This window comes from Streptomyces sp. WM6372 (assembly GCF_001279655.1).
Lineage (GTDB): Bacteria > Actinomycetota > Actinomycetes > Streptomycetales > Streptomycetaceae > Streptomyces.
The window spans coordinates 48,922-63,372 of sequence record NZ_LGDB01000160.1; the positions used below are offsets into that span (position 1 = coordinate 48,922).

At 75.0% G+C, this 14,451-nt stretch carries 10 protein-coding genes; 4 read left to right on the forward strand and 6 right to left on the reverse strand.

Going from position 1 to position 14,451, the window contains the following annotated elements; translation table 11 throughout:
* The first annotated feature begins 113 nt into the window (after positions 1-113).
* Positions 114-689, forward strand: coding sequence for an RNA polymerase sigma factor (locus ADK52_RS13160; RefSeq protein WP_053689963.1), 576 nt, complete (start codon positions 114-116; stop codon positions 687-689).
* Here the strand turns inward: ADK52_RS13160 and ADK52_RS13165 are convergent.
* From ADK52_RS13165 to ADK52_RS13175, 3 genes are all read right to left on the reverse strand, one after another.
* On the reverse strand, positions 616-1,578 hold the full coding sequence (locus ADK52_RS13165) for a MerR family transcriptional regulator (RefSeq protein ID WP_053690020.1): 963 nt from the start codon (positions 1,576-1,578) through the stop codon (positions 616-618). The two genes, ADK52_RS13160 and ADK52_RS13165, sit on opposite strands and share 74 nt — an antisense overlap.
* Positions 1,579-1,713: 135 nt before the next feature.
* Complete coding sequence (locus ADK52_RS13170) at positions 1,714-3,099, reverse strand: cryptochrome/photolyase family protein (protein WP_053689964.1); 1,386 nt, start codon at positions 3,097-3,099, stop codon at positions 1,714-1,716.
* Positions 3,096-4,745: an SDR family oxidoreductase gene (locus ADK52_RS13175; protein WP_078988289.1), complete on the reverse strand. Its 1,650-nt coding sequence runs from the start codon at positions 4,743-4,745 to the stop codon at positions 3,096-3,098. Before ADK52_RS13175 ends, ADK52_RS13170 begins: the two co-directional genes overlap by 4 nt.
* Positions 4,746-4,876: 131 nt before the next feature.
* On the opposite strand from ADK52_RS13175, the gene ADK52_RS13180 reads away from it, so the two are divergent.
* Positions 4,877-5,356, forward strand: a complete 480-nt coding sequence (locus ADK52_RS13180) for an Lrp/AsnC family transcriptional regulator (protein WP_053689965.1) — start codon at positions 4,877-4,879, stop codon at positions 5,354-5,356.
* Positions 5,357-5,402: 46 nt separating this feature from the next.
* On the forward strand, positions 5,403-6,080 hold the full coding sequence (locus ADK52_RS13185; RefSeq protein ID WP_053689966.1) for an HAD family hydrolase: 678 nt from the start codon (positions 5,403-5,405) through the stop codon (positions 6,078-6,080).
* Positions 6,081-6,109: 29 nt separating this feature from the next.
* Here the strand turns inward: ADK52_RS13185 and ADK52_RS13190 are convergent, their stop codons facing one another.
* Positions 6,110-6,967, reverse strand: coding sequence for a hypothetical protein (locus ADK52_RS13190; protein WP_053689967.1), 858 nt, complete (start codon positions 6,965-6,967; stop codon positions 6,110-6,112).
* Entirely contained in the window at positions 6,964-12,165 is a 5,202-nt protein-coding gene (locus ADK52_RS13195) for a caspase family protein (protein ID WP_063783829.1), read from the reverse strand. Before ADK52_RS13195 ends, ADK52_RS13190 begins: the two co-directional genes overlap by 4 nt.
* Before the next feature lie 161 nt (positions 12,166-12,326).
* Here ADK52_RS13195 and ADK52_RS13200 point away from each other — a divergent pair, with 161 nt between their 5' ends.
* The gene (locus tag ADK52_RS13200) at positions 12,327-13,439 is read left to right on the forward strand and encodes an FAD-dependent oxidoreductase (protein ID WP_053690021.1); all 1,113 of its coding nucleotides are present in this window, start codon (positions 12,327-12,329) and stop codon (positions 13,437-13,439) included.
* Between the two features lie 94 nt (positions 13,440-13,533).
* Here the strand turns inward: ADK52_RS13200 and mltG are convergent, their stop codons facing one another.
* The gene (mltG, locus tag ADK52_RS13205; protein ID WP_053689969.1) at positions 13,534-14,448 is read right to left on the reverse strand and encodes an endolytic transglycosylase MltG; all 915 of its coding nucleotides are present in this window, start codon (positions 14,446-14,448) and stop codon (positions 13,534-13,536) included.
* Between the last annotated feature and the right edge of the window lie 3 nt (positions 14,449-14,451).

A 14,451-nucleotide genomic window follows, 5' to 3' on the forward strand; every position in this document is an offset into this window, starting at 1 on the left:
GGGCGGGGCACGGCTCGGGTACAGGCGCGGGCACGGCTCGGGTACGGGCGGGCGAAATCGATGCGCAAACGCTGCGAGTGGCTCGTTCCGTACGTGCTCGCGAGGCTCGGGGCATGGACGAGAGCGAGCGCGAGGAGTGCGTCGCGGCGGGTTTCGCGGCGGGCGACGAGCGGTGCATGGAGGCCGTCTACCGGCGCTGGCGGCCGCTGGTGCACTCGCTCGCCCACCGGTGCCTGGGCGACGAGCGGGAGGCCGAGGACGTCACCCAGCAGGTGTTCCTCGCCGCCTGGCACGGCCGGCGCCGCTACCGGCCCGGGCCCGGCGGGCTCGGCGCCTGGATCACCGGCATCACCCGCCACAAGGTGGCCGACGCCCTGGAGGCGCGGACCCGGCGGGCCCGGGCGGCCGCGGCCGCCGCTCGCGCCTCCCCTGGTGCGGCCGAGCGGCCCGGGGGGCCGGCGCGGCAGGAGGCGGAGCAGGTCCTGGACCGGGTGCTGGTCCTCGGGGAGTTGTCCAGGCTGCCCTCCGAGCAGCGGCGGGTGCTGCACCTCGCCTTCTACGCGGACCTGACCCAGACGCAGATCGCGGACCGCACGGGGCTCCCGCTGGGCACCGTCAAGAGCCATATGCGAAGGGCGCTCCACCGGCTGGGCCGGTCGCTGCCCGCGGCGGCGCGAGCGACTCGATGACCGCGAGGCCCGAGCGCAGCCCGTACAGCCGCTCGGTGCGCGGCGCCGGTGCGTCCGCGCCCCAGCCGGGGCCGGCGAGCAGCAGCGCCGGACGGGCCCGGGCTCCGCGCAGTCCCCACTCGATGCCCGCCACCGACCGGGCCAGGGCCGGGTCGGCGGTCGTACGGGACTGCGCCCACAGGACGACGGTCCGCGGGCCGGTGCGCCGTACGGCGTCGTGCAGGGCCCCGGCGGGCAGGGCGGCCCCGAACATCCGGGCGGGCACGCCCCGCTGGCCGAGCGCCGCGGTCAGGGCCTCGATGGGCAGGCTGTGCTGCTCGCCGGGGACGCAGGCGAGGAGCACCGGCGGGCTCCGGGGCGGCTCGGGCAGGGGCCGGATCCGGTGCAGCGCCGCGGAGATCTGCCAGGACAGCAGGTGTTCGACCTCCACGTAGCGCTCGCCGGCGGTGGCCCATTTGCGGCCCACGGCGTGCAGCGTCGGCGCGATGACCTCCTCCCAGGCCGTGACCAGGCCGTCCTCGGCCAAGGCCGCCTCCAGCAGTTCCGCCACGGTCGGCGCGTCCAGGCGTACGGCGGCCCGTGAGAGCCCGCGGCACTCCGGACGGACCGCGCCGAGCGGAAGGGCGTCGGGCCCGCCGGGAGCAGTCGACGGCGCCTTGGCGCGGCGCGCTCCGGGGGCGCCGCCGAGCGCGGCCCGGGCCGCCTCGGCCGGCGGCACCCCGTCGGCGGTGAGCCGGCACATCAGCTCCAGCCGGGCGATGTCCCCCGGGGTCCAGCGGCGGTGCCGGCCGGGCTCGCGGCGGGCCGGGCCGATCGCGTACCGGCGCTCCCAGGAGCGCAGCGTCGTCGGCGAGACCCCGAGGCGGCGGGCGACCGCCCCGGTGCTCAGTGCGGCGGCGGGCCGGGGCGGCGGTGGCGTCTGGGAGTGGGGCTGGGGCTGGCGTGGTGTCTGGGGCGGCGGTGGTGTCTGGGGCACGCGGTCCACCCGCTCACGATAGGGCTCCGGGGCGGCCGGTACCGCCGTTCACCGCGCTCCCCGTCCGCTGCGGAACCGGTCGAGCCCGTCGGCGAGTTCCACGATCCGGTCCGGGTAGGCGTACCGGGCCCGCTCGGGCGCGGGCAGCCGCCAGGGTTCGTGCACCCTCGGGGCGTCCAGCCCGGCGAGCTCCGGTACCCATCGGTGCACGAAGCGGCCCGCGGGATCGTAACGCAGGCCCTGGCGCACCGGGTTGAGGACCCGGTTGGGCCGGGTGTCGGTGCCCGTCCCGGCCACCCACTGCCAGTTGAGCTGGTTGTTGGCGAGGTCCCCGTCCACCAGGAGGTCCAGGAAGTGCCGGGCGCCGATCCGCCAGTCCACGTACAGGGTCTTGGTGAGGAAGCTGGCGGTGAGCAGCCGGCCCCGGTTGTGCATCCAGCCTTCGTGGCGGAGCTGGCGCATGGCCGCGTCGACCACCGGGTAGCCGGTGCGGCCCTCCTTCCACGCTTCGGTCTCCTCGTCGGCGGCGGCCCCGGTGCGCCAGTGGTCGTGGCGGTCGCGGTAGTCCCGTACGGCGGTCTCGGGGCGGGCGGCGAGCACTTGGTGGTGGAAGTCGCGCCAACAGATCTGCCGGACGAAGGCCTCGGCTCCGGGGTCGGCGGCGGGGCCGGCCGTGGCGCGGGCGCGGTGGACCGCCTCGGTGGGCGAGAGCGTGCCGAAGTGCAGGTGCGGGGAGATCCGGGAGGTGGCGTCGCCGGCCAGGTCGTCGTGGGAGTCCGCGTAGCGGGAGAGGCCCGCGCGCAGCCAGCGCCTGAGGAGGTCGCGGGCCTCGCGCTCGCCGCCGCGGGCGAGGCCCGGGGAGACCCCGGTGACGTCCGCGCGCCGCGGCAGCGGGTCGGAGCCGATGCCGTCGGGCACGCGGACGGAGCGCGGTGCGGGGGCGACGGCGCGGGGCGGCAGTTCGGACCAGCGGCGGAAGTACGGGGTGAACACGGCGAAGTGGTCGGAGCCGGCGGGGAGCACGGCCCCGGGGGCGGCGACCGTGACCACCGCCTCGTGCACGTAGAGCCGCACGCCCTCGGCTTCGAGGGCGGCGCGGAGCCGTTCCTCGCGGGCGTGGGCGTAACCGCTGACCCCGGCCGCCATGTGGACCTCGTCAGCGTCGCACTCCCGGACGAGGGCGCGGACTTCGGCGACGGCGTCGCCGGAGCGCAGCACCAGGCGGCCGCCGCGCTCGCGCAGTCCGGCGTCAAGGTCGGCCAGGCAGTCGGCGAGGAAGGCGAGCCGGTTGGGCGCGGCGAAGCCGGCCGCGTCCACGGCGCGGTCGCGGACGAAGAGCGGCACCACCCGGTCGCAGGAGGAGAGGGCCGCGCGCAGCGGCGGGTGGTCGTGCAGGCGCAGGTCGGAGGTGTACAGGACCACCGCGACGTTCATGGGTTCTCTCGCTCCGCGTCGGGACCGGGGGGACGGCTGTCGTCCGGTACTTCGGCGGACGGGGGCCGGCCGGATGCGGGCCCGTCGGATGCGGGCCCGTCGGACGGAGCGCCCCGGCTCGCGGCTGCCTCCTCGTCCAGGCGGCGCGCGGCGCGGGCGATGTTGCGGGCCATGCCGCCGAAGACGACGGCGTGGAACGGCGACACGCTCCACCAGTAGAGGTGGCCGAGCAGCCCGTGCGGGTGGAACAGGGCCCGCTGCCGGTACCGGGCGCCCCGGACCGCACCGCCCGGGTCCCGGCCCGGCGGCGCGGCCGGGTCCGCGTACATCTCCAGCCAGGCCAGCCCCGGCAGCCGCATCTCCGCGCGCAGCCTCAGCAGGCGGCCCGGTTCGATCTCCTCCACCCGCCAGAAGTCCAGGGAGTCGCCCACCCGCAGATGGGCCGCGTCGCGTCGGCCGCGCCGGATGCCGACACCGCCGACGAGCCGGTCGAGCCAGCCCCGTACGGCCCAGGCCAGGGGGAACGAGTACCAGCCGTTCTCCCCGCCGATGCCCTCCACCACCCGCCACAGCGCGGCGGGCGAGGCGTCGACCGCGCGTTCGCGCCGGTCGGCGTAGAGGCTGCCGCCCGCCCAGTCGGGGTCGGTCGGCAGCGGGTCGCTGGGCGCGCCGGGCAGGGAGGCGGAGGACCAGCGGGTGGTCACGTCCGCCTCGCGCACCCGTCGCAGGGCCAGGGACACGGCCCGGTCGATGCCGATGGGGGCGCCGGGCGGGTCGGGGACGTACCGCGCGATGTCGTGTTCCGCGCACACGACCTCGTGGCGCAGGGATTCGGCGAGCGGCCGGGCCAGGGCCGGCGGAACGGGCGTGACCAGGCCGATCCAGTGGCTGGACAGCCGTGGGGTCAGCATCGGCACGCGCAGGATGAGCCGGCGGGGCAGGGCGGCGACGGCGGCGTAGCGGCGCATCATCTGCTCGTACGTGAGCACGTCGGGGCCGCCGATGTCGAAGGCGCGGCTGACCTCGGGCGGCATGGCGGCGCTGCCGACGAGGTAGCGCAGGACGTCGCGGACGGCGATCGGCTGGACGCGCGTGCCGACCCAGCTGGGGGTGACCATGACGGGGAGCCGTTCGGTCAGGTAGCGCAGCATTTCGAAGGAGGCCGAGCCGGAGCCGATGATGACGGCGGCGCGCAGGACGGTGGTCGGCACTCCGGAGCCGAGGAGGATCTCGCCGACCTCGGCGCGGGAGCGCAGGTGCGGGGACAGGTCACGGACCGGGATCCCGGCCGGGGTGAGCCCGCCGAGATAGACGATGCGGCGGACGCCGGCCGCACGGGCCTGTTCCGCGAAGATGCGGGCGGCGGTGCGGTCGCGGTCCTCGAATCCGGATCCGGCGCCGAGGGCGTGGACGAGGTAGTAGGCGACGTCGATCCCGCTCAGGGCCGCCGCGACCGACTCGGCGTCGACGACGTCGCCGCGGACGACCTCGGTGTTCCCGGCCCACGGGTGGTCGCGCAGCTTCTCGGGGGACCGGGCCAGGCACCGGACGCGGTGTCCGGCGTCGAGGAGCTCGGGCACGAGGCGGCCCCCGATGTATCCGGTGGCCCCGGTGACCAGGCAGTGCAGACCGGTGGTGGCCTTCATCGCTCTCTCCGTTCCTCGTAGGTGTCCGACCGGCAGTCCCGTAAGGGATTCCCGCGGACCGGTGCCCGCGGATGCACCTCGGCCGCAGTCGACGGAAGGGCATCGCACTGGGCCATTGGTACAGTCGCGGCATGGCGGTGGACGAGCTCGACACCCGGATCCTGCGTCTGCTGATCGAACAGCCGCGCACCAGCGTGCGCGAGTACGCCCGGATCCTCGGGGTCGCGCGCGGCACCCTTCAGGCCCGGCTGGACCGGCTGGAACGCACCGGGGTGATCACCGGAACGGGTCCCTTCCTCTCCCCCGCCGCACTCGGGCATCCGGTGCTGGCGTTCGTGCACATCGAGGTCACCCAGGGGCACCTGGACGAGGTGGGCGAGGCCCTGGCCGCCGTGCCCGAGATCATCGAGGCCTTTTCGATCACCGGCGGCGGGGACCTGCTGACCCGCGTCGCGGCCCGGGACAACGCGCATCTGGAGGACGTGATCCAGCGGCTGATCCGGCTGCCGGGCGTGGTCCGCACCCGTACGGAGGTGGCGCTGCGCGAGCGCGTCGCGCACCGGCTGCTGCCGCTGGTGGAGTCCGTGGGACGGGCGGCGCGCACATCCTGACAGGATGGCCGGGAAAGGTATGCAACCGGCAGAACGGTCAGAGCGGATGATTTCCGTCATATTCGATCTCGATGGCACCCTCGTGGACAGCGAGCCGAACTACTACGAGTCCGGGCGCCGCACCCTGGCGCGGCACGGGGTCCCCGATTTCACCTGGGAGCAGCACGCGCGCTTCATCGGCATCGGCACCCTGGAGACGCTGGAGAGCCTCAGGGACCGGTACGGGATCCGGGCCCCGGTGGAGCAGCTGCTGGCCGAGCAGAACGCCGCCTACCTGGAGCTGGCCCGGACCGGGACCGAGTCCTTCCCCGAGATGCGGAAGTTCGTGGAGCGGCTGCACGCGGAGGGGGTCCCGATGGCGGTGGCGTCCGGGTCCTCGCGCGAGGCGATCGACGCCGTGCTGGCGGGGACGGGCCTGGACGCGCTGCTGACCACGGTGGTCTCCGCCGAGGAGGTCGAGCACGGCAAGCCCGCCCCCGACGTCTTCCTGGAGGCGGCCCGCCGCCTCGGCGCGGACCCCGCCGACTGCGTGGTCGTCGAGGACGCGGCGCCGGGGGCACGGGCCGCCCACGCGGCCGGCATGGCCTGCGTGGCGATCCCGTACGTGCCGGCCACCGCAGCCGACCCGGCGTTCGCGACGGCAGCCCTCCTCTTCCCCGCCGGCCAGCCGGAATTCACCGCGGACACGGCCTACGAGTGGCTCTGCGAGCACCCGGCCGCCTGAATCACCCGCCTGAATCACCCCCGCCGGAGTCACCCCCGGCCGGTCAGAGCTCCGGCGATCGCCCGGCCGGTCGGTGCCGCGGTCAGATAGGGGCGTACGTCGTGCGCCCGAGCCCCGTTGTGGATCGACAGGTCGCGCACCCGCTCCCCGAAGCTCGGCCCGAGCTCCTTGGCCAGCGCCACGAGGTCGCCCCGGTCGGCGATGTTGATCCACTGCCGCACGGGCGCGGGCCAGCGGCCCCGCCCCCGGGAGGGCTCCGGCCGGAGCCGGTCGAAGATCAGGTTCCGCACGCCGAGCGGGGATCCCAGGGTCACCAGTGACAGGCCCGGCCGGTCCGGGCTCGCGCACAGGGTCTCGTACGCGACGACCGTGCCGAGGGAGTGCGCGACGATCACCTCGGTCCGGTCGGTGAGGGCCGCGGCGAGGCGCCCCTGGATCTCGCCGCGCAGTGCGGGCTCGGTGAAGTACCGGCGGACCTGGCGGACCGCGCCGATCATCAGGCGTTCGCCGATCCCGGCGAAGAAGGCGGAGTGGCTGAGCGCGTCCAGGGCCCGCTGGACCAGGTGCGGGGTGCGCAGCCGCGTGCGGTCGCCCGGTCCGGAGACCCGGGTCTCCAGGGCTGCGGCCTGCTCCCACCACCGGAGCAGGAGTTCGCGCTCGATGCCGTCCTCGACGTCGCCCGCGTCGAGCTCGGGGGTACCGGGGCCGCGGTGGCCCTTCGGCCGGAAGAGGTCTCCGTAGAAGGCCATCGAGACCTCCTCGCGGGGGACGCCCGGATGCCCGGAGAGGGTGAGGCCGTCGGCGAGGGCGGGGCGCCACTCGGTGAGCAGCGTCTCGGGGCCCAGGACCTCCTGGGCGATGCCGTGGACGAGGACGATGCGGCTCACGGGCGGACCTCCGTCAGGCTGAGGGCGACGACGCCCATGTCGGTGGCGACGCAGACGCGTCCGGCGCGGTCGACGGTCAGCCCGTTGATGCCGCTGCCGATGTGGATCTCCGTCGTCCAGTGGCCTGGGCGGGCCATGTCCCACACCCGCATCAGACCGTGCTGGTCAGCGGCGATGAGCGTGGCGACCCCCCGGACGTCCATGACGCGGATGGCGGCGACCACGGAGGAGAACGGCGGCAGCTCAGTGCGCAGCCGCCACCTGCCCCGGTGGGTGTGGACGCGCAGGCTGCCGTCCCCCGATCCGGTGACGACGAGGTCCTCGCCCGCCACCCGGGCCAGTTCGAGCCCGGTGGCACCGAGCTCGTGGCCGCCGAGCGGCTCGGCGAGCGGGCGTCCCGTCTCCAGGTCCCAGAGCCGGACGGTCCCGTCGTAGGAGCAGCTGGCGACGGTGTGCGTCCCACCGACGAGAGCGGTCCGCAGCCCGACGATGTGGGAGGTGTGGCCGGTCATGGGGACGCCGAGCGGCGACTGGGTCCCCAGGTCCCAGGCGTGCAGGGCGAAGTCGGCGGAGACCGAGACCACGATCCGGCGCTCGCCCAGCACGTACGTTTCGGCCCGCAGCGAGGTACCGGGCCGTTTCACCAGCCGGCGGCGCGGCCGCAGGGTCCACACGTCGGTGTACAGCCAGCTGCTGCGGACCATCACGGTGTCCCCGCCCAGGCGGGCCGCGGTCACATGGCTGAGGGACAGTGTCTCGAACGTGAGCTGCGGCGCCACCTGCCGGCCGTCCGCCAGGTCGTGCACGCGGACGGCGCCGTCGAGCCCTCCCGTCACGACGAGGTCGCGGCCTTGCTCACCGGGGACGATGTCGGCGGACACCAGGGTCTGTTCCACTCCGCAGAGCGGCTCTCCGATCGGGTGCAGGGCGGCGAGGTCCCATACCCGCACGTCCAGGGAGCCCGCGGTGATGACGACGGGCACTCCGTCCGCATGGCCGAAGACCGGAGGGGTGTCGGCGCCGAGGGGGCCCCGCGAGCAGAAGACCTCCAGGGGCGGTCCGAACGGCTCCCCCGTCTCCACGGTCCAGATCCGCACCGCGTTGTCGAGCCCGCTGGTGGCGAGGACCGGCTCTCCCCCGATCTGCCCGAGGGCGCCCGCCACCACGAATCCGGTGTGACCACGGAAGGGTCCCGCCAGCAGCTTCCCGTCGGCCACGTCGTGGACGTGCACGTTGTTCCCCGCGAGCGAGGCCAGGACGACGGCGCGCGAGCGGTGGAAGGCCACCCCCACGATCCGGGCGGACAGGGTCAGGTCCATGACTTCGAAGTGGGCGGCGGGTCGCCGGGCGGCCGGGGCGGCCCCGTCACCTGTGAGCCGCCACAGGTAGGCGTGGCCCAGGGAGGTGGAGAGCACGATCTCCATCCCGCGCCCCGCCCGGCGCACGGCCAGCCGGCGGATGCCTCCCACGTGACCGGCCAGCGGGGAGCCCACGGGCGCGCCGGAGGCGGCGTCCCAGACCCGGGCCGTGCCGTCCTCGCTCCCGCTGACCACGACGGACCTGCCGTCCAGCTCACCGAAGGCCAGGCAGCGCACCGCGTTGGTGTGCCCGGTCAACACCAGGCTCGCGGCGGGACCGCGCAGCGGGTCCCACAGGCGGACGGTGGTGTCGGAACCGCCCGTGGCCACCCTCGGGCGGCCGTGGACCATCTCGCAGGCCACCGCCGCGACCTGCCCCGTGTGACCCTCCATCGGGGCGCCGAGCTGCTCACGGGTGTGCAGGTCCCAGACCCTGGCCGTGCCGTCCTCGCTCCCGGTGACGGCCAACGGCCGACCGGGCCCGGTACAGAAGGCGGTGGCGCAGACGGGCTGGGTGTGGTCCTCCGGCGGCTGGTCCGCCGTCAGGTCCCAGATCCGGGCGGTCCGGTCGTCGCCCACCGTGACGGCGAGCGCGGCCTCGCCGTGGTGGGCGAGCGCCGTCGCCCTGATGTCCTCCACGTGGCCGCGCAGCTGGTGGGCGAGCGGTTGCAGGGTGCGCAGGTCCCACACGCGGGCGCTGCGCGTGCCGCTCGTCAACGCCACCGGCCTGCCCCGGAGTACGCCGACCGAAGCCGAGAAGACCCCGCTGCGGGTGATGTGGACGTGTGCCATGACCGGCTCGCCGATCTGGCGGCGCTCGGCGAGGTCCCAGCGGCTGAGCATGCCCGCCTCGTCGCCGACCAGCGCCACGGTCCGGCCGTCCAGCTCCGTCGCGCACACCGCCGTGACCGCCATGGCGGGCCCGATCAGCGGGCTGCCGTCGAGGCGGGCGTCGCCGCCGTCGAGGATGCCGGAGAGGTCCCACACGTGAACGGCCTTGTCCTCGCCACCGGTGACGGCGATGGGGCGGCCGTCGAGCTCGCCCAGGTCCGCGGCGCGCACGGAGCGCCGGTGGGCGCTGAGATCGCGGCCGAGCTGGCGCCGTTCGACCAGGTCCCAGACCCGGGCGGTGCCGTCGGCGCTCGCGGTGAGCACCACCGGGTGCCCGCGCACGGTGCCGACCACGATGGACTCGACGCGGTTGGTGTGGCCCGTGAGCGGCGCACCGTACTCCTGGCCGGCGGAGAGGTCCCAGACGCGGACGACTCCGTCGTCGCCTCCCGTCAACGCCACCGTGTAGTCGCCCAGTTCGCCGATGGCGATCGCGCTCACCGCGATCCCGACCGGCAGCGGGTCCCCGATCTGGCGCTGCGCCTGGAGGTCCCAGACGAGGGCCGTACGGTCCACGCTCCCCGTGACGGCGATGGGGCGGCCGTCGAGGCGGCCCACCGCCACGCAGACCACCGTACGGGTGTGCCCGGCCAGCAGCCGGTGGACCCCGCTCGTCGACCACCAGGCCCAGCGCGCCGACCAGGGCCGGATGACGGCAAGCTCCTCGACCCGGTCGGCGAGCCGGTCCGCACCGCAGCGCCGGGCCGACAGCTGGAGGTCGGCGGCGCGTTCCCCGAGCGGCCGGTCAGCGGTGAGCCGGTGGGCCACCTGTTCGTAGGCGCCCCGGATCCGGCGGGCCCCGTCGCCCTCGATGGTGGCGAACGCGCGCAGCAGCGAAAGGGGTTCGCCGGCCAGCAGGAAGCCGGGGTCCTCGACCAGTTCGGCCAGCCGGCCCGCTTCGGCGGCGTGCGTGGCCAGGTGCTGGCGTACGTAGGCCACCGCGGCGAACCAGTCCGGGTGCCCCTCGGCCGCCCCGGGGACCAGCGACCTCAGGGCGTCCACCACCGACTGCTGGATCTCGGCGGGCGGCCGGTCGGCGGTGGCGCGCAGGTGCTCGGCCAGGGCCTTGTGGTAGAGCCGGTACACGGAGCGCCGGTCGTCGTCCACGACCTCCGCGATGTAGGCCTCGGCGACGTCGAGCAGCCAGCTGACGTCCTGTTCCTCGCACGGCACCCCGGAGATCACCGAACTCAGCGCGGTCCACACCCGACCGCGGGGCAGCCCCTTGCCCTCCGAGAAGGCCAGTGCCAGCAGCATCCGCCGGACCCGGGGCTCGTCGGGGCCGAAGCGGGCCAGGTAGTCGTCGAAGGCCTCGCCGACCTCGCTGGGCAGCGCCTCGGCCCAGCCCGGCTTCGTGATGTCGACGGCGGTCTCGTCGGAGCGCAGCGTACGGGCGGTGGTGCGCGCGTACAGGTAGACACCGGCGGCCTTGTCGGCCACGCCGCGCGCCACGGCCCGGGCCAGTTCGGGACGGCCGCGGTAGGGGGTGCGTACGTCGGCCTCCTCGGCGGCGAGCAGCACGCGGGCCACGTACCCGGTGACGTCCTCGCGCCCGGCGCGGTACTCCTCGTGGTCCAGGTCCAGGCAGACGAAGGTGGGTCCGAGCGGGGTGACGAGTTCGTGCCGGGTGCCGACGAGGAGGCGCACGCCCTGGATCTCCGACATCGGGCGCAGCAGCTCGCGGGTGATCCGGCGGGGCTCGCCGTGGCCCCCTGCGTCCGCGGCGGTGTCGGATCCGGCCTCGTCCACGGCGTCGACGACGATGATCAGCGGCGGTCCCTGGCGGCCCCGCCGGGTGAGTTCCTGGAGCAGGGCGGCCGCGCCATCGGCCTCGGTGCCGAGCGCGGCGGCGATCCGGTCCACGATCTCTTCGAGGCGTTTGTGACGGGCGTGCACGGCGGCGGTGACACAGCCCTCGGGGACGACGGTGCGCGGATCCCCGCCCGTGAGGTCCAGCCGGGCCCGGTACGCCGGGTCGGACAGGGCGACGATCCGGCCGAGGACGGCGGACTTGCCGCATCCCGGGCTGCCGGTGACGACCCGGCCCCGGCAGTCGCCGTCGGGGGCTGTCAGCCAGCCCACCAGCTCGGACAGCACGCTCACCCGGCCGCTGAAGTAGAGACCCTGCTCGGACTCGAACTCCACGCCGCGCGAGCGGGGGCCGAAGTGCTCGGTGAGGTCGCGGGCGACGACGCGGCGCTGGACCTCCAGGTCGGTGCCGAGCGGCGGTAACTCCTCGCGGTAGCCGGAGTTGGCGAGGAAGGGGGCGAGGCCGGTGACCAGGCCACTGGCCAGTTCGGCGCGCTGGCCGCGGCCGTCGGCCTCGAAGCGTTCGTTGACGGCCTTCACGAGCTCGGTCAGGTCGAGGTACTGCTGGCGCTGCCCGGTGCGTCCGGTGGTGGTCGTGATCGCGCCGCTGAGCGCGGCCACGAAGGCGCCGTCGTCGGCCACGTCCTTGCGGCGGGCCGAGGCGAGGAACCAGAGGCCGGCGGAGGCGTCGGCGGCCGCGCCCCGGTACACGATGGTCTGCAGCGCGACGGCGGAGGCGTCCGCGCTGCCCGCGCCGGCGGAACAGGTGTCGAGTACCAGCAGGAGGTGGCGCAGGCCGCCGTTGCAGAGGATGCGGACGAGGTCCTCGGTGGCCAGGGCCGTGGCGGCGAGGTCGGTCTCCTGCGAATCCCAGCAGAGCAGGTAGTGCCGGTCGCGCTCCTCGACGGCGCCGTGGCCCGCGAAGTAGACCACGACGACGTCCTCGCCGGTGAGCGCGGTGTCGGCGGACCAGTGGCGGAGCTTCTGGCGCAGCTGTTCGGCGCCGTCGTACTCACCGAGTCCCGCGAGGACGGGGGCGTAGCCGAAGGATCCGAAGAGCGCCGACATGTCGCGGATGTCGCACGGGACGGAGGCGAGTTGTTCCTCGGGGGGAAGGTGCAGGTACCTGCCGCTGCCCATGCCGATGAAGAATCGTCGCCCCACCCGGCCGCCCCCGCCGCTCGCCGCACTCGCCCCTGACGTCCCCCGACCTTAGCGAGCACTCCGCGCTCGCGCAGGGCCATCGGCCCGACGGGAAGATCCCGCCGGGTCCCCGAGTTGGTAGAACCGTGAACGATTTCATGCGGGATGCGGCGGACGTCGACGTGGTGGTCGTCGGGGGCGGTCAGGCGGGGCTGTCCAGTGCGTACCACCTGGCCCGGGCCGGGATCGGGTACGTGGTGCTCGACCACGCACCGCGTCCCGGCGGTGCGTGGCAGTTCCGCTGGCCCTCGCTGACGTACGGCAAGGTGCACGGGATGCACGCACTGCCCGGCATGGAGCTCACGGACGCCGACCCGCTGCGGCCGTCCTCGGCGGTGATCGGGGAGTACTTCACGGCGTACGAGGAGCGGTTCGGGCTGCACGTGCGGCGACCCGTACACGTCACGGCCGTACGGGACGGGGGCGGCGGGCGGCTGCGGGTGGAGTCCCCGGCCGGGGTCTGGACCGCTCGGGCGCTGGTCAACGCGACCGGGACCTGGGACCGGCCGTTCTGGCCGCGCTACCCGGGCCAGGAGACCTTCCGGGGCCGCCAGCTGCACACCGCGAACTATCCGGGGCCCCAGGAGTTCGCCGGGGCCCGGGTCGTCGTGGTGGGCGGCGGCACCTCGGCGGTGCAGCACCTGCTGGAGATCGCCGAGGTGGCCGCGGAGACCACCTGGGTGACCCGCCGGCCCCCGGTGTTCCGCGACGGGGGCTTCGGTGAGGCCGAGGGCCGGGCCGCGGTGGCCCTGGTCGACGAGCGGGTGCGCCAGGGGCTGCCGCCGCAGAGCGTGGTCAGCGTGACCGGGCTCCCGCTGACCGAGGCCGTCCGGGCCGGGCTGGCCTCGGGGGTGCTGGAGCGACGGCCGGTGTTCGACCGGATCACGGCGACGGGGGTCGCCTGGGCGGACGGGCGGCGGGTGGAGGCCGATGTGATCCTGTGGGCCACCGGCTTCCGGGCCGCCATCGAGCACCTGGCCCCGCTGCACCTGCGCGAGCCCGGTGGCGGGATCCGCGTCGAGGGCACGCGCGCGGTTCGTGACGAGCGGATCCACCTGGTCGGCTACGGCCCGTCGGCGTCGACGATCGGCGCCAACCGCGCCGGAGGCGCCGCGGTCCACGAGATACGCCGCCTGCTGGCCCGCGGCACGGACGGCACGGACCGTACGCGCGACACGGACGGCACCCTCGAACCGGCCGCCGTCCGTTGAGGCTCCCGGTTACCGGACGTCCTCGGGTGCCCCGACAACGCGGCGAGGTGCGGTGCCGGGCAGCGCGGGTCAGGCAAGATCCGGAAGGGACGGCCTAGCCGGCGCGGGAGCCCGCCCGGACGCGCCCGGCGGCGGCCTCGCGGGTTCCCGATCCGGTCTCCGGCGCCGTACTCGCACCGGCACCGGCACCGGCCCGGATCCGGTTGAACTCGGCGACGTGCTTCTTGTGCTCCTCGTACGTCGCCGAGAAGCGGGTGTCGCCCGGCTTCACGGTGACGAAGAACAGCCAGTCGCCGGGCGTCGGCGCGACGGCCGCGGCCATGGCCTCAAGACCCGGGCTGTCGATCGGCGTCGGCGGGAGCCCCTGGCGCTCGTAGGTGTTGAAGGGGCTGTCGATCCGCGTCTCGCTCAGCTTGGTGTCCACCGTGCTGCGGCCCAGCGCGTAGTTGATGGTGGAGTCCATCTGGAGCGGCATCGACCGCGCCAGCCGGTTGTGCACCACCCGGGCGACCTTGCCCCGGTCGCCGCGGGATTCGGCTTCCGCCTCGATGATGCTGGCGAGCGTGGCCGTCTGATACGGGGTCATGCCGTGCGCCTTGGAGCCGTCGGCGACGGCCCTGGTCGCCAGCTTCCGGTTGGCCGTGTCCACCATGTACGCGAGCAGGGCGGCCGGCGTGGACTTCGAGGTCACCGGATACGTCGCCGGGAACAGGAAACCCTCCGGATTGCCCTTCGCCTCCGCGGGCAGGGCCAGTCCGGCCGTGGGGACCGCCGCCTTCGTGGAGCCGGCCGGGAGCTTCAGCTCACGGTCGATCGCGGCGTACACCTGGGGTGCCCGCCAGCCCTCCGGGATGGTCAGCTGGCGCGGCTTCTCGGGGGCTCCCCCGCTCCGCAGCAGCGGGAGCAGAGCGGCCGCACCGATGGCGAGCAGCATGCCGAGGAAGAGCGCCAGACGGCCCCGGCGGGTGAGCCGGGAGCGACGCCGTGGCGGCTGGTACTCATGGCGCATGCG